Source organism: Chryseobacterium sp. C2(2020), assembly GCF_014218915.1.
Classification (GTDB): Bacteria; Bacteroidota; Bacteroidia; order Flavobacteriales; family Weeksellaceae; genus Chryseobacterium; species Chryseobacterium mucoviscidosis.
The window spans coordinates 1-16,417 of the sequence record NZ_JACLCT010000029.1 but is presented as its reverse complement, the minus strand read 5'-3'; the positions used below and the strand labels follow the sequence as shown (position 1 = coordinate 16,417).

The window sequence follows — 16,417 nt, the reverse complement described above, 5'->3', positions numbered from 1 at the left end:
TCCTGATTAAATAAAGAATTTAAAAGAATAAAAATTAAGGAGAAGTTTTCAAAATCCACAAAAAAAGCCTCCCGAAACCGGAAGGCTTTTATTCTTATTTATTGTAGTATAAGTTATTTTGAAGCAAGTACTTCTTTATTGGTTGTTGATTTACCATGTACTTCATCTTCTTTTCCTGTTTTCAGGAAGTCGTAGGCAATTGCGGATGCCACGAAGATGGATGAATACGTACCGAAACCAATACCGATTAACATCGCAAACATAAATCCTCTAAGGTTATCTCCACCGAAAATGAAGATTGCCAGAATTACAAGAATTGTTGTAAATGAGGTGTTGAAGGTTCTACCCAAAGTACTTGAAATAGAATCATCAAACAATCCTGCCAATGTTAACGATTTCTTCTCTCTTAAATATTCTCTGATTCTGTCGAAGATAATTACGGTATCGTTAATTGAATAACCCAATACAGTAAGAATTGCAGCGATGAAGTCCTGATTGATCTCCATATTAAAAGGCATATACTTGTGAAGCAATGAATATGATCCCAAAATAATGATCGCATCGTGGAATAACGCAGCAACCGCACCCAAAGAGAACTGCCATTTTCTGAATCTTAATAAGATGTAGATAAAGATAATTCCTAAAGCTCCTAAAACGGCGTAGATCCCGTGAATTTTGATATCATCAGCAACCGAAGGTCCAACTTTCTCAGAAGAAATAATTCCTGCATGCTCTTTATCTGCAGATTTGAAATCTTTCAATGTGGTTCCTGCAGGTAAGTTTGATTTTAAACCTTCGTATAATTTTTGCTCAATTATCTGATCTGCTTTCAGAGATTCGTCTTCGATAAGGTAATCTGTAGAAATCTTTACCTGGTTGTTGCTTCCGAAAGTTTTAGCTTCAACAGAAGAGTTCTTTCCATCTTCCGTTTTGAATAAAGCGACTAATTTATCTTCAACATCTTCCGCTTTTACATCTTTATCAAATCTTACCACGTAGTTTCTACCACCTGTAAAGTCGATACCGTATTTGAAACCGTGTGTTGCGATTGAAATAATACAGATAACTGTTAAAACAGCCGAGAAAATGTATGCATATTTTCTTTTCCCGATAAAATCGATCCAAGTATTTCTGAATAGATTTTTTGTTGCCGGAGTCCATACAGAAAGTCCTTTTCCTTTAGACAATCTTGAGAAGATCATTACTCTTGAAAGCAATACGGACGTGAATAAGGTCATTGCAACCCCGATCATCAACGTCAATGCGAAACCTTTGATAGGTCCTGTTCCGAAGAAGAACAATACAACAGCCGTTAAGAATGTGGTTGTGTGACCATCGATAATCGCATTCAATGCGTGTTTGAAACCATCTTTATATGCTTCAAGAATACTTTTTCCTGCGAATAATTCTTCTTTTGTTCTTTCGTAAATGATAACGTTTGTATCGACCGCTACTGCCATCGTTAAAACGATACCCGCGATACCCGGAAGCGTAAGCGTAAAGTCGCCCGAATCCATAATACCGAAAATATAGAATAAGTTGATGATCATGGCAATTACTGCATAAACACCCGCTCCTCCATAGTAGAAAATGATGTAAACGATAATAATCGCAAAGGCAATCATGAATGACATCAATCCTGCATCAATCGATTCCTGACCTAAAGATGGCCCTACAACCGTAGCCTGAACTACTTTTGCACCTGCCGGTAATTTACCAGCTCCTAAAACGTCAACCAGTTCTTTTGCTTCCTCTTGAGAGAAGTTCCCAGAAATCTGAGTTCTACCGTTTGGAATAGCACCTACAACGTTCGGCGCAGTATACACTCTGCCATCAAGCGTTACAGCAACAGGTTTTCCAACGTTTTTCTCTGTTAATGTTTTCCATTCTTTAGCTCCTTTAGAATCCATCTGCATATCTACCACTACTCTGCTCAACTCATCATAGCTGATGTTTGCACTTTCTACAGCACCGTCTACCGGAGCTTTCTGGTTGATATTTCCTCTGATGGCATATAATACCAAGCTTTCAGCATCGGAAGCTTCCGGCTTGTATCCCCACATAAACTGTGTATATTTTATGTTTGCAGGACGTAAAGACTTTGCAACTTTGCTGTTTAAAATTTTGTTTACAACAGCGGTATCAGACAATTTTACGCTTCCTACAGCACTTTGGCTCATAGATTTTCCACCCTGCATGATATTCATGAAGTTTACATTTTTTGCAACTCCCATCGAATCTCCTTTTGCAGCGATCATAGTAGCTAATGTCTGGAAATAAGGATACACTTCAGGAGATTGCTGTACTTCCCAGAACTGAAGTTTTGCAGAAGTCTGAAGCATTTTCTTTACTTTATCGATATCCTTCATCCCCGGCATTTCAACAGAAATTCTTGCGGTTCCCGGAACTCTCTGAACGTTTGGCTGGATGGCTCCAAGCTTATCAATTCTGGTTCTGATTACCTCAAAAGCGGTTCCTACAGATGCATCGATCTTTCTTTTAACAATTGCTTTTACCTGATCATCAGGCGTGTTGTACTTTACTTCTGTAAGCGTTGTATTTCCGAAAAGTTCCGGATCTGCCAGCTTCAGATTTGTACCTTTTGCTTTGTTAATTGCATCGAACTGATCGAAGAAATTGTCGATGTAAGCTTTTGTAGAATTCTTCTGAACTTCATCTGTCTTGTTTAAAGCCTCAATAAGGATCGGGTTTGTAGAATACCCTGTAAGATCATTCACAAGATCTCTCTGGTTGATTTCCAAAAGAACGTTGATCCCTCCTTTAAGGTCAAGACCAAGCTTCATTTCCTTGTCTTTGGCTTTTGTGTAATAAAGTTTAGTGAATCCCAGATTCAGAGTATCCTTAGAAAGTTTTGCAATTTCTTTCTGATACTTCTCCGGATTGTCTCCTGCAATAGCAGTCGCCTGCTTTTCAATTTTGCTGGCGTACCATGTTGGTAATAGCTCATTTAAGCAAATTAACCCTAGTACAATAGCAACAATTGTAATAAGTCCTTTTCCTTGCATTTTGTTATAACTACGTTAAATTAAGTCGGCAAATATAATCATTTTCTTGAATTTTATGAATTTTTAACAACAGAAATCGTTTATTTTCAGATATATCGGCATTCTTATTTTCATTTAAGATTTAATAATTTTTTCGTGGTATTTTAATGAATTTTTCAATGTTTCATTGGTATGAAATTTTCATTCAGATTTAATACACTAAATATCAAAATATTATGAAAAAACTACTTTTTTGCGCAGGTATTTTTTCTTCCCTCCTCTTTAATGCCCAAAGCATTACTCTGGAAGAATTTGCGACCGGGTTTACGGCACCCGTAGAAATCACCAACGCCAACGACAGCCGGATGTTTGTTGTTCAGCAAAACGGAATCATTAAAATTTTACAATCGAATGGAACAGTAAACTCTACTAATTTTTTAAACATCAGCTCAAAAATCACTTACGGAGGAGAAAGAGGGCTTCTCGGACTGGCTTTTCACCCGCAATACCCGACAAACGGGTATTTTTTTGTGTATTACAATGACACCGGCGGAAATATTACTGTAGCCAGATACACCAGAAGTTCTGCCAATCCTGATATTGCCGATCCTGCAACTGAAAAAATTGTTCTGAATCTCCCTAAACCTTTTGATAATCATAATGGTGGAAGTATTCACTTTGCACCGGATGGTTATTTGTGGGTCGTTACAGGCGATGGCGGAAGCGGCGGCGATCCGAACAATAATGCCCAGAATAAGAATTCTCTTTTGGGTAAATTACTGAGGTTGGATATTAATTCCACAGGAGCCTACAATATCCCTCCCGGAAATCCTTTTGTGGGAGTTGACGGAGCCGATGAAGTCTGGGCTTACGGATTGAGAAATGCGTGGAAGTTTAATTTTGATACTGTTTCAGGTAACGTAATGATTGCCGATGTGGGACAGGGACAGATTGAAGAAATCAACAGGATGCCTTTAACACAAGCCGGAATTAACTACGGATGGCGCTGTTATGAAGGAAATAACACGTACAATACGGCAGGTTGCGCCGCACAATCAACGATGACTTTTCCTGTTGCAGCCTATGATCATTCCGGAGGAAAATGTTCGATAACGGGAGGTTATGTTTACAGAGGAACGCAGTTTCCTGCGTTGCAGGGAAGGTATTTTTTTGCAGATTACTGCTCTACGCAGATCGGAAGTCTGAATTCCGATGATTCGATCACGTGGACTTCTGCTTTTTCAGGCAATAATTTTTCAACGTTTGGAGTGAATAATCAAAATGAGCTTTTTGTAGCTGCCGTTAACAGCGGTAAAATTTTCAGAATAACCACGACAAGTCTGGGAACGAATGAGAACAGTATTTCAACCCAGATAAAAGTTTATCCGAATCCTGCTTCTAAAAAGGTTTTCATCGAGGGTGTAAAGGATAAAAACACAACGGTTGAGATCATCAGCTTTGAAGGAAGAAAGGTTTTGGAACAGGGAAAAATTGAAAATGACAACAGTATAAATATTTCAGGAATTCCTGCAGGAGTTTATTTTATTAATTTGAATTCAGGAAATGAAAAATCTTACAGCAAAAAAATAATAATTAAATAAATTTTCAAACAGTTTTTTAATAGGCTTCAGTCGGTTTTCTGATTGAAGCTTTTTAAAAAAAAAAAAAGAATTGAAAGAATCGGAAGGATTAAAATGAGTCTCATCCATAAAGAAAACCTTTCTGTTTCTTCATCAAATAAAAAATTCGGAATCAGGTTTACCAAAAGAAAAGCAGCCATAAAAAATACAATTTCGGGAACTGATATTGGCTTTGTCTCATGTTCATTCTTTTCAGATTTTGAGCTTAAAATCCAGAAAATTAAAAACAGAATCATAAAAGGGAAACTCCAGATTCTGTAAGTATCATAAGCGATGGCATGCAACAGTAACGGAATAAAAGAAACTGATGCCAAAAGTATGAACAACTGAATATTCTTCTGTAATTTGAATTCCTTAAACATCATCCATAAAGAAAAAAGAAGCGGAATTCCGTAAAATAATGTCGCTTTAGATATAAACAGCCTTTGGATAAAATGCACATACTGATCTTTAAGATAATACGAGAAGCTTTTTGTATAGGCTCCGGAAACAGAATCTGCAACTTTTGGTGAAATTGATGAGCTTTTCAGATAGCTGAAAATTTCAGAATAATAATTTCCTCCATAAATTTCCTGAAAAAAAGAAATTGAAAACACAGCAAAAAGAGGCAGAATAATAAATACACCAAATTTCTTTAAAAGATGTTTCGAAAAAATATCTCTGAATGAAAACTGCTGTATTGAAGTTTCATTCATAATAATGGAAAAACAACAGACAGGAAGCATCAGAAAAAGAGAAATCTCGTGAATAAAAATGCTGAAAACCGCCACCAACGAAGATAAAAATAACTTTCCCCGACCGATCAGGTACACTGATAAAATAGTCAGCAGGAAAATAACATGATCAAAATAGCCGATTAAATGAGCAGAAAAAACGATGTATTGGGAAAGCAGAAAAATGACAAAGAATAAAATCCTGTAAAAACTTTTCTGAAAACTTAAGGTGGATTTTAATGCAATTTTTAAAATTAAAAAGTACAGTAAACATAAGATCCCTGCTGAAAGAACGGTAATCGAAAACAGCCTCTTCTCACATAAAAAACCGAATAATTCTCCGGCTAAACCTCTTTTGATAAATCCAAATCTGTAATCCAGCAACCAATGAGATCTTGCCCATTCATTCGGAATCCTTATCGTTTTTGAAACGCTGAAAACCAGCGCATACAGATAAAGAAATATCAAAAGAAATTTTCTGTTCATGCCATTATATCGTCATCGAGAAAATTCTCGTTTCCGGTTTGTTTCTCATCATTCTGAGATCAAATACCATTGCTACATTTCTCGTAAAGGCTCTTCCTTTTTCTGTAATATGGATATGATGACCGGTAATTTCCACCAGTTCATCATTTTCCATTTCTTTCAGCATCTCAAATGCATTTTCAAGCTCCGGAAAAGAATTATTGATGTCAAAAGTGGTTTCCAACTGACACATCAGGTTCAGAATATGTCTTCTTACCGTAAGATCTTCATCATTCAGAATATGACCTTTCACGACAGGAATTTCTCCTTCTTCCACCATTTTCTGGTATTCTTCCACGGTTTTGATATTCTGGGCAAAAGCATACCAAGAATCTGAAATGGCAGACATTCCCAAACCAACCATCAACTGGGTTTTGCTTGAGGTATACCCCATGAAATTTCTGTGCAATTTCTTCTGAATCAAAGATTGATACAAATCGTCGTGTTCGAGAGAAAAATGATCCATTCCGACTTCGATGTAGCCTAATTCTTCTAATAATTTTTTACCGTCTTCGTACAAACGGCGTTTTTCTTCACCACTTGGCAAATCATTTTCATCAAAACCTCTTTGTCCGACACCTTTCACCCACGGAACGTGCGCGTAAGAATAAAAAGCCAATCGATCCGGTTTTAATTCCATCGTTTTGCGGATGGTGCTTTCCATCGCTTCCCAAGTCTGATGCGGAAGTCCGAAAACCAAATCGTGACTGATTCCTCTGTAACCGATTTCTTTCGCCCATTCCGTCACTTCTCTTACTTTTTCAAAAGACTGGATTCTGTTGATCGCTTTCTGCACTTTAGGATCGTAATCCTGAACTCCAAAGCTTACTCTTCTGAAACCTAAATCGTATAAAGTCTGAAGATGCTCTTTCGTGGTGTTATTCGGATGTCCTTCAAAAGAAAATTCCTGATGTTCGGCAATTTCTACCGTTTCAAAAATTCCTTCCAGTAGGGTTTTTAAGTTTTTCGGAGAGAAAAAAGTCGGAGTTCCGCCTCCCAAATGCAATTCTTTCAGTTTGGGCTTTTCGTTAAACAGTTTAAGGTAAAGCTGCCACTCTTTTAAAACACTTTCGAGATAAGGAATTTCAACGCTGTGTTGTTTTGTGATCCGTTTGTGACATGCGCAGAACGTACATAAAGCCTCACAAAAAGGAAGGTGAATGTATATAGAAATCCCCTCTTCCGCGTTACTTTCTTTGAATGTTCGGATCACACTCTGCTTCCACAATTCCGGAGTGAAAGAATTTTCATCCCAATAGGGAACGGTAGGATAAGAAGTGTAACGAGGTCCGGGAATGTTATATTTATCGATTAAAGAATTCATTTTCTGTTTACAATTTTAAGGTGAACCAATATCTGGTTTCACAATGCAAAATTAACTATATCTGATGAATTTTGTATCATGAAATATATTAGTCGTTTTTACGAAATTTATAATGAGTCTAAATATCCCGAATTTAAATATGTTTAATCTAATTTCGAAATTAACCACAAAAGGCACAAAAGACAATGTTAAAGCCAATTTTAATAATATTCAAAGTGCTCAAAAGAATAAAAATCAAAGATTTTAAAAACTATTGTGAACTTTTTCATTTATAATCATCAGGTTTAAATAAAAGGTTAGTTATCTTTTATATCTTTTGCGGTTAAATAAAAAGTTTAAACAGACTCAATATAAAAAAATCAAAGATAAGTTCAAAAAAATAATCGTTTTTGGAATTTATGAAGTTAAATTCTATTCTTTAGATTCAGAATTTCAATTTCATGACAGAAATTTTATCATTTCCTGCAAAAACAACGGTGTCTTGATTTACCCATTCACAAACAAAAAAGCCTTTCTCCTCCGAAATTTTCTTCCATGTTTTTCCGAAATCAGAAGAATAACTGATGTGTCGATCTCCGACAGAAATAATCTCTTTTCCTTTGGAATTTGGTTTTATTTTCACGCAGGTTGTGTATCCTGCATTTTGTCCGGAAGCCTGAATTTGCCAAGTTTCTCCGCCGTCATTGGTTGTGGCGATATTGTTGATATTAGCTTCCTGTTTTGTGTAATCTCCACCAACCGCAATCCCGAATGTATCGTCTAAGAAATCGATGGAATAGATTCCCTGAGAAGATTCTCCCTGAATAACCGGAGTATTGAAAATTTTAAACTGATTATTCTTAAAATTTAATTTTAAAATTCTTGATGCTTTCCCTCCTGTTGCAATCCATAAATAGTTTTTGGTGGATGAAATATTGGTATTGCTCGCCGCAAAAGCTGCTTCTCCTTCATTTAATACAACATCATTTTTAAGCATAGCCCACTTTCCGTTATCAAATTTGGCAAGTTTTAATTTGCTGTCCTTATCTGCATCACTGAAGGTATAAGCCAGTTTATCATTCACAAAATGAAGCGCATCATAAAAAGCTGTTTTCACAGTATCTCTAAATACTACTTCATATTTCAAGCTTTTTTTATCGATCTTAAAAAATTCAGCAGGACTTTCGATATTGATGGCATAAAAAGCCTTTTTATCCTGTCCCAAAGTACGGAACTGCAATTTCTTTTCCGATAATTTAATCTGTTTCTGATTGTCTGTATTTTTCAGATCAACAAAACCAAACCTAGAATCCGTTCCGCTGTACCAGACTTTGTTATCGTAGATTTCAATGGCTCTGATGCTGATTTTGTCGTTTAAAATTGTTTCTGAACTTTCAATCTGCTGAGAAAATGTAAAAATCCCGGAGAATGACAGTAAAAATGGTAAAAGCTTTTTCATATTCACAAAAATAAAAAATCCACAGAATTCTGTGGATTTTATTTGATCTATTTATAAAATTTTAATCTAAATCAGGTTTTTCTAACGGCTCCTGCTCTGCTTTGAACGTTTCGCCATAACCCACTTTGTGAAGTTTACTGTTTCTTAAACTGTAGGTAAAGTAAATGACCACACCAAGTGCTAACCAAGCCATGGAAAGGTATTTTGCCTCGTGACTTAAGTTCCAGATCAGATAAAGGTTGATGCAGATTCCTAATGTTGCGATTACAGGAAGTGCAGGAACTTTAAATGTTCTTGGCATATTCGGCTCTTTTTTTCTTAAGATCCAAACCGCTACACAAACCATTGTAAATGCGAATAAAGTACCGAAACTCGTCATATCTGCCAATTTACTAATTGGTGTAAACGCTGCAACAGTAGCGATAATGATTCCTAAAAGCATTAAACTTTTAGCCGGTGTTTTTCTTACCGGGTGAACATCGCTGAACATTTTAGGAATAAGACCGTCTTTAGACATTCCCAGGAAAATTCTCGATTGTCCCATGATCATTACCATCAATACAGAAATCAAACCTACAGTTGCTGCAATCGTGATGATGTATCCAGCCCAACCCTGTCCTGCAATTTCGAATGCATACGCTACAGGTGCTTTAATTGCATCCGGATATTTTCCTTGTGGATTGAAGTCTGAGTAATGCATCATCCCTGTTAAAACAAGAGATACCAAAATATATAATCCTGTACAAACCAAAAGTGAAACGATGATCGCAAACGGAACATCTTTTTTCGGGTTGATCGCTTCTCCAGCCTGTGTAGAAACGGCATCGAAACCTACATACGCAAAGAAAATTGCCGCCGCTCCGGAAATAATCCCCTGAATACCGTAAGCTTCTTTAAGATTTTCTCCTTCTTTTACCATTGTAGCAGCAGGAATGAAAGGATTCCAGTTATCTGCATTAATGAAGAATGCTCCTGCAATAATCACGAAAAGAACCGCAGAAACCTTCATGATTACGATAAGGTTATTTGCTTTAGCCGCTTCTTTAGTTCCTTTGATAAGGATAGAAATTACAAAAATTACGATAAGGAATGCCGGTAAATTCATTGAAAAACCTTCTCCTGAATAACTTGCAGGATCTGAGGTAAGGTAATCCGGAAGATGAAGACCGAACATTTTTAACAATTTATTAAAATATCCCGACCAGGAAACGGCTACTGTCATAGATCCCATCGCATACTCGAGGATGAGTCCCCAACCGATGATCCATGCAAATATTTCTCCCACAGTTCCGTACGCATACGCATACGCTGAACCTTCAACAGGCAGAATAGATGCAAATTCTGAGTAACACAACGCTGCAAATACACAAGCAATTCCGGCAATAATGAAGGAAAGAGCCAATGCAGGTCCCGCATGATAATACGCTCCGGTACCTGTAAGTACGAAAATTCCTCCACCAATAATAGCCCCGATTCCGATAGCTGTAAGACTCCATTTACCGAGTACTCTTTTGAGCTGACTGCTTTTCATATCATTTTCGAAAGCACTCATCGGTTTTTTGGTCCAAATTTTAGACATATTTTATTATTTATTAAAGATTTACGAAAATATAAAAAATTTAGAAACATTAACGTTTATTAATAATTTTTCCTTGTTAATTTTAAATTATGAAACTTAAAAATCTGATTTTCATAATATTTAAATCATTGCAAAGTAAGTGTTTTTTTATTTATTTTTGACCGCATGAATGTATACGATCTTTTCATAAAACCCTATGAAACCGCCTCTCTCACGCAGATTTTGCTGGAATTCTCGGCTACGGTATTCGGAATTTTAAGTGTTTATTTTTCAATTAAAAAAAATATCTGGGTTTATCCTACAGGAATTGTTTCAACTTTAATTTATGTGTATATTCTTTTTAATTTCGGGTTGCTCGGAGACTGTATGATTAATGTTTATTATACTGTAATGAGTGTTTACGGATGGATTCTTTGGGGAAAAAGTTCCCAAGATCACGTTCATGTGGAAGTAAGCTGGGCATCCAAAAAAGAATGGCTGTACGGAATTTTACTTTTCGTCTTAAGTTTAATTTTAGTAACGGTAGTGTATTATTTCAAGCCTTATATTGACAATAAGTTTTCCATGAAAGGTGTGGATTTAGGCTTGGATCATTTGGACTGGGGAAACTGGCTGGATGTGATTACAACTTCTATTTTTCTTGTAGGGATGTGGTTCATGGCGAAAAGACGCATCGAAAACTGGATTTTCTGGATCGTTGGAGATTTTATCTGTATTCCGATGATGATTTATAAGGAACTTGGAATCACTTCGGTTCAATATTTGGTATTTACATTTATGGCGATCCAGGGATACGCCAGTTGGAAAAAAAGTTATAAAGAAAAAAAGTACATTTAAAAACATGAAAAATTTATTTAAAATAGCATTCAGCTTAATTACAATGGCAAGTTTAACTTCCTGCGCGATATATTCGGATCCTTATGCCAATAATTACGGAGATCCTTATTATGACAACGGATATTATTATGCGCCTCAAGGATATTACGGAAACGGCGGATATTGGGGAAATGACGGATATTATTACAGAAACGACTACACGTATTATTATGATAACGGAATGCCTTATTATTACCAGAATTATAATAACTCCAGAAGAAAAGTATATGTTGAAAGAAGATCAGGATCGAACGGAACGACTTCGGCAAGACCTAATAACGGTTTCAGAGGCGGTGTAAACGACGGAAGTTCGAACGGAAGTTTCAGACCGAACAACGGACAGAATACCAACCAGAGACCGAATAACGGATTCAGAAACCCACAGCAGAATACAACAACTCCAAGACCTCAGAACAACGGAGGTTTCCGAAATAATTCGGGGAACAGCAATTCAAACAGTGGCTTTAGAAATAATTCCGGAAGCAATACGAACTCAAACAGCGGAGGATTCAGAAACAGTTCGGGAGCTTCAACTCCTCAACCGCAGACAACTTCTCCTCAACCAACCAGAAGCGGAGGCGGATTCAGATAAAACCATTATAAATAAGGAAACGGACAGCTAACACTGTTCGTTTTCGTTTTAATTATAGTAATTTTGCAATTTCAATTTTTAAAACAAACATTCTATTAAGAAATATGGAATTTTATAAATATCAGGGTACAGGAAACGATTTTGTAATGATAGACAATCGTTCCGGAGAATGGGATGATCTTTCCATTGAGAATATTCAGAAACTTTGTGACCGCCGTTTCGGGATCGGAGCAGACGGACTTATCAAAATAAACACCGCGAAAGGGTATGATTTTGAAGTCGATTATTACAACTCAGACGGTTCTAAGAGCTTTTGCGGAAACGGAGCGAGATGTTCCGTAGCTTTTGCTTTTTTCCTTGATATTTTTGAAGGCAACTGCAAATTCACTGCTATCGACGGGGAACATATTGCCGAAATCCACAATGGAATTGTAAAATTAAAAATGAGCGATGTTACTACCATTTCCAATGACGGAGAGGATACGGTGATGGATACGGGTTCGCCGCATTACGTGAAATATGTGGAAGATATCGTTAACTACAACGTTTTTGCGGAAGGAAACAGCATCAGAAATTCTGAAAATTATAAGGAAAAAGGCATCAATGTGAATTTTATGGAAAAAATTTCGAATGATGAGATTTTCGTAAGAACCTATGAACGAGGCGTTGAGGACGAAACCTACAGTTGCGGAACCGGAGTTACGGCTTCGGCTTTAACTTTTCTGCAAAATAACCATCTAATCTCTGTAAAAGTTAAAACTTTGGGCGGAAATCTGAAAGTATATGCTGAAAAAAACGGAGACACTTTTCAGAATATCTGGCTCGAAGGTCCTGCAAAGCAGGTTTTTAGAGGCAAAATAGACCTTATTTAAAAAAGTAAAACTTTTAATCATCATTTAAATGAAGAAAGCCATTCTTATCATCATCCTGCTTGTTTTTGTAGCAGGCGGATTTTTTGGATTTAAATTTTATAGAAAATATTACGGCAACAACATCAAAAAGGATGGATATGTTTTGATTCCTCATCAGGCAAATTTTAAACAAATCCTTGATTCTGCGGCGAAATATGTCGACAATAAAGAAGCTTTTGAAACCGTTGCGAAAGAAAAGGATCTCGACAAGTATTTCAAACCGGGACGTTATCATTTTCAGAAAGGTTTAGGGAACGCGAATTTGGTTAATATGATTAAAGCAGGAAATCAGAGTGAGAACAGCTTTAGAATTGGTGATTTTGGGGATGTTTATCAGATGATTGGTAAAGTAACCAAAAAAACAGAACTGGATTCTTTACAATTTGTGAATGATTTCAATTCGATTGCTGCCGAAAAAGGATATAACAATGCGGAAGATTTAAAAAAGTATTTCTTTATTGATACGTACAATTTTTTCTGGACGGTAACTCCGAAAGAATTTTTCAAAAAATTTGATGATCAGTACAATGAATTCTGGAACAGCGAAAGAAAGTCTAAAGAACAGCAATCCGGTTTAACGAGAGATCAGATTTATGCTCTGGCTTCTATTGTATACAAGGAATCGGGAGGAAAAAAGGACGAACAGAAAACGATTGCAGGATTGTATCTTAACCGTTATAAAAAAGGGATGAAGCTTCAGTCTGATCCAACGGTAATTTATGCGATCAATAAGCAGACAAATTTTAAGGAGCAGATCAAAAGGGTTTTTTATAAGCATCTGTCTACTCCATCGCCATACAATACCTATGCAAACAAAGGAATTCCTCCAGGACCTATTTGTGTGGTAGATAAAAATTCTGTGGATGCCGTGCTGAATGCAGAAAAGAACGATTATATTTTTATGTGTGCCGATCCTGCGAGATTCGGATACCACAAATTTACAGCGAGTGCAGAGCAACATGCTATTAATGCAAAAGCTTATCAGGACTGGCTGAATTCTAAAAATATAAAATAACAATCATATTAACTTTTTTTTAACAATTCTATAACTAACATTTGGCTTTTTAATTCGACATATACCTTACAAATAATAAATTAAACTTAGTATTCTGAAATTTAAACAGATTAACAATTTCACAATATTAAGTAAAATCTTTCACGATTTTACACAAAAAATACCTTATGAATCAGACGGAAATCATTAACATTTTTACAAAGAAAACCTTAGGGCTTACTTTTGTACTTTCGGCAGCGGCATTGGCTTTTGCACAGGAGAAGGTCGGTATTTCCGGGTCGGTGGTCAGCAAGAACAACCAGCCCGTTCCTTACGCTTCTGTTACCTTCAGTAACAAGGCAAACAAACAGTTCAGTGATGCTACGCTTACCGACGAAAAAGGTCAGTACAAGCTTGATCTTGCTCCGGGAGCTTACGATATTACTATTGAAGCAATCGATTACCAGAAAAGTGTAGTTAACAAACAAATTACTGTGGCAGGAAACATTGGTGCTTTATCAATCGACCCTGAAAAGAGTGCTACCAATCTGAAAACAGGAGACATTCAGGGAGTTGTGATCACAGCTCAGGCTACGAAGCCTTACAAGGTGGAACTGGATAAAAGAACATATGATCCGTCTCAGGATATTGTAAGTAAAGGTGGAAATCTTCAGGACGTCCTTTCCAACGTTCCTTCGGTTTCTGTAGACACAGACGGAACGGTTTCTATGAGAGGAAGTTCTAACGTAAAATTTTTAATCAACGGAAAACCTTCTGCCCTTCTTGGAATTGATGACGGAGCTAATGCTTTGCAGAGTATTCCGGCAGATCAGATTGAAAAAATTGAAGTAATTACCAACCCTTCATCAAAATTTGAAGCAAGCGGAACAGCAGGTATTCTGAATATTATTCTTAAGAAAAATAAGAAAACAGGCTTCAACGGAAGTGTTTTAGGTACTCTGGGATATTTACCTCAAACCAATTTAAATACAAATTTGAGCTGGAGAAAAGGAAGATTTACCTGGTTTCTTAATGGAGGTGGTGGCTACAGAGAATCTAAAAATACCCAAAGAAACAATGCTTATCTTTCTACAGGAGATTTCAGAGAAACACATAACGAATCGATTTCTAAAAGTAAAAACGATAACTACAATGCAACCGGAGGTCTTGTTGTAGATCTTACCGACAAAACTTCAATTAATGCTTCGGGAACAGTAAGAACTTTTGACGGAACCAATACCGGAAATATAGATTATAGCAATTATTCTTTCAGCAACGCGATTACAACAAGAAACAGAACAAGTGTCGGTACCAATGATAACCTTGCGTTTCAGGGAGATTTTGGATTAGATCATAAATTTAACGATAAAGGACATAATTTATCCTTATCATTGAGTTTACAGAGTAATCGCTCCAATAATGGAAGTTATATTTACCAGACTCAAAACAGCTTTTTTGATTTAGAAAATAATATTGATCAAAAAACAAAGAATAAAACATTAATCGGTAAAGCAGATTATGAACTTCCGATAGGTGAAAACTCAAAATTAGAAGCGGGTTACAGAATAGATGTTAACAACAACAACTATCAGAACCTTGTAATGCAGAAAACATCTACATTGCCATTCATGCTTTATCTTGATGATTACACATACAATGCAAAGTATGAAGAAATGTTCAATGCAGGGTATGTTCAGTTCAAAAGCAAAATTGGTAATTTAGGTTATCAGTTAGGTTTGAGAAATGAGTATTCTACTATTGATATTGATTATCTGAATATGTCGGGCGATACACAGAAAACAAAGAAGAACTACAATAATCTTTTCCCAAGTGTATTTTTGAGTTATGAAATCGCAAAAGACAATCAGTTTTTGTTAAACTATTCCCGCAGAATAGACAGACCGAGATCTTTCTTTTTAATTCCTAATCCAAGCTATAGCGATAATCAGAATATTTTTGACGGAAATATCGATCTGAATCCTTCTTATGTAGATTCTTACGAGTTAGGATACAGCATTTCAAAAAGTAAATTTACGATCAATCCAACATTGTATTTCAGACATCAGACTGATGATGTAAAGATTGTAACATACAACAAACAGGAATTAATTAATAATGTTCCGACAACAGTTTTCCATACCAAGCCTGTAAATATTGGAAGTGATGACAGATTCGGTTTAGATCTTAACTTCAACTGGGACACTACAAAATGGCTAAAATTCCTTGGAAACGTAGATATTTTCGGATATAACACGAAAGGTGTTTTCTTTGATCCGGCTTTAATAAGCGAACCTCTTTCTTTTGAAGGAAGCGGATTAGCCGTAAGAGCAAGACTTACTTCTACCATTAAAGTTGATAAAACATTAAGCTTTCAGCTTCAGGGTTTCTACAGAGGAGGACAAAAAACACAGAGTGTTGACAGAAAAGATATGTATGCTCTGAATTTTGGGGCTTCAAAAACCATCTGGAAAGGAGACGGAACGATTTCATTCAATATTCAGGATATTTTCAATACCAGAGCAATGCAATCTACATCTTACGGACCTGGATTCAGCAGAGATTCTTATATGCAGTGGCAGCCAAGACAGTTTGCAGTTTCGTTAACTTACAGATTCAAGCAAGGAAACGAAAAAGTAGAGCAGCCGAAACGTAAAAAAGACATCAACTCCAATGCAACCGGAGACGATCAGCAAGGACCAATGTAATCAATCCATATAACAACAAAAAATCCCGAAATTAAATTGAGGTCACTGAAAAACCTTTCATTTTACGACAGCCTATTTATTTAGGATGAAAAATAAGAGCTTATTACAAGATTTA

Annotated in this window: 11 protein-coding genes; 6 read left to right on the top strand and 5 right to left on the bottom strand. The window is 36.3% G+C overall.

Annotated features, from left to right (window positions below):
- Positions 1–113: 113 nt before the first annotated feature.
- Positions 114–3,026 carry a protein translocase subunit SecD gene (gene secD / locus H6W52_RS15345; protein ID WP_116099528.1) on the bottom strand — a complete coding sequence of 971 codons (2,913 nt, stop codon included), beginning with the start codon at positions 3,024–3,026 and terminating at the stop codon, positions 114–116.
- Between the two features lie 215 nt (positions 3,027–3,241).
- On the opposite strand from secD, the gene H6W52_RS15340 reads away from it, so the two are divergent.
- Positions 3,242–4,606, top strand: coding sequence for a PQQ-dependent sugar dehydrogenase (locus H6W52_RS15340; protein WP_116099527.1), 1,365 nt, complete (start codon positions 3,242–3,244; stop codon positions 4,604–4,606).
- A gap of 26 nt (positions 4,607–4,632) precedes the next feature.
- On the opposite strand, the gene H6W52_RS15335 is transcribed toward H6W52_RS15340, so the two are convergent.
- The 4 genes from H6W52_RS15335 to H6W52_RS15320 all read right to left on the bottom strand — a co-directional run bounded on the left by H6W52_RS15335 (position 4,633) and on the right by H6W52_RS15320 (position 10,224).
- Positions 4,633–5,844: a hypothetical protein gene (locus tag H6W52_RS15335; protein WP_116099526.1), complete on the bottom strand. Its 1,212-nt coding sequence runs from the start codon at positions 5,842–5,844 to the stop codon at positions 4,633–4,635.
- A gap of 4 nt (positions 5,845–5,848) precedes the next feature.
- Positions 5,849–7,207, bottom strand: coding sequence for an oxygen-independent coproporphyrinogen III oxidase (gene hemN, locus H6W52_RS15330; RefSeq protein WP_116099525.1), 1,359 nt, complete (start codon positions 7,205–7,207; stop codon positions 5,849–5,851).
- Positions 7,208–7,631: 424 nt separating this feature from the next.
- Positions 7,632–8,645, bottom strand: a complete 1,014-nt coding sequence (locus H6W52_RS15325; RefSeq protein WP_116099524.1) for a WD40/YVTN/BNR-like repeat-containing protein — start codon at positions 8,643–8,645, stop codon at positions 7,632–7,634.
- 61 nt (positions 8,646–8,706) lie between these two features.
- Entirely contained in the window at positions 8,707–10,224 is a 1,518-nt protein-coding gene (locus tag H6W52_RS15320; RefSeq protein ID WP_084196433.1) for an APC family permease, read from the bottom strand.
- A gap of 165 nt (positions 10,225–10,389) precedes the next feature.
- On the opposite strand from H6W52_RS15320, the gene pnuC reads away from it, so the two are divergent.
- The 5 genes from pnuC (at position 10,390) to H6W52_RS15295 (ending at position 16,302) form a co-directional block, all read left to right on the top strand.
- Positions 10,390–11,061, top strand: coding sequence for a nicotinamide riboside transporter PnuC (gene pnuC / locus H6W52_RS15315; RefSeq protein WP_116099523.1), 672 nt, complete (start codon positions 10,390–10,392; stop codon positions 11,059–11,061).
- Between the two features lie 4 nt (positions 11,062–11,065).
- Complete coding sequence (locus tag H6W52_RS15310) at positions 11,066–11,692, top strand: hypothetical protein (protein WP_116099522.1); 627 nt, start codon at positions 11,066–11,068, stop codon at positions 11,690–11,692.
- Positions 11,693–11,796: 104 nt separating this feature from the next.
- Positions 11,797–12,564, top strand: a complete 768-nt coding sequence (gene dapF, locus H6W52_RS15305) for a diaminopimelate epimerase (protein WP_116099521.1) — start codon at positions 11,797–11,799, stop codon at positions 12,562–12,564.
- Positions 12,565–12,592: 28 nt separating this feature from the next.
- Positions 12,593–13,618: an endolytic transglycosylase MltG gene (gene mltG, locus H6W52_RS15300; protein WP_116099520.1), complete on the top strand. Its 1,026-nt coding sequence runs from the start codon at positions 12,593–12,595 to the stop codon at positions 13,616–13,618.
- A gap of 167 nt (positions 13,619–13,785) precedes the next feature.
- Positions 13,786–16,302 (top strand): TonB-dependent receptor domain-containing protein, encoded by a 2,517-nt coding sequence (locus H6W52_RS15295; protein ID WP_116099519.1) that lies wholly within the window; start codon positions 13,786–13,788, stop codon positions 16,300–16,302.
- Positions 16,303–16,417 lie beyond the last annotated feature (115 nt).

Coding starts and splice junctions, on each gene's coding strand:
- secD (WP_116099528.1), bottom strand. CDS start 3,026: ATGCAAGGAAAAGGACTTATTACAATTGTTGCTATTGTACTAGGGTTA.
- H6W52_RS15340 (WP_116099527.1), top strand. CDS start 3,242: ATGAAAAAACTACTTTTTTGCGCAGGTATTTTTTCTTCCCTCCTCTTT.
- H6W52_RS15335 (WP_116099526.1), bottom strand. CDS start 5,844: ATGAACAGAAAATTTCTTTTGATATTTCTTTATCTGTATGCGCTGGTT.
- hemN (WP_116099525.1), bottom strand. CDS start 7,207: ATGAATTCTTTAATCGATAAATATAACATTCCCGGACCTCGTTACACT.
- H6W52_RS15325 (WP_116099524.1), bottom strand. CDS start 8,645: ATGAAAAAGCTTTTACCATTTTTACTGTCATTCTCCGGGATTTTTACA.
- H6W52_RS15320 (WP_084196433.1), bottom strand. CDS start 10,224: ATGTCTAAAATTTGGACCAAAAAACCGATGAGTGCTTTCGAAAATGAT.
- pnuC (WP_116099523.1), top strand. CDS start 10,390: ATGAATGTATACGATCTTTTCATAAAACCCTATGAAACCGCCTCTCTC.
- H6W52_RS15310 (WP_116099522.1), top strand. CDS start 11,066: ATGAAAAATTTATTTAAAATAGCATTCAGCTTAATTACAATGGCAAGT.
- dapF (WP_116099521.1), top strand. CDS start 11,797: ATGGAATTTTATAAATATCAGGGTACAGGAAACGATTTTGTAATGATA.
- mltG (WP_116099520.1), top strand. CDS start 12,593: ATGAAGAAAGCCATTCTTATCATCATCCTGCTTGTTTTTGTAGCAGGC.
- H6W52_RS15295 (WP_116099519.1), top strand. CDS start 13,786: ATGAATCAGACGGAAATCATTAACATTTTTACAAAGAAAACCTTAGGG.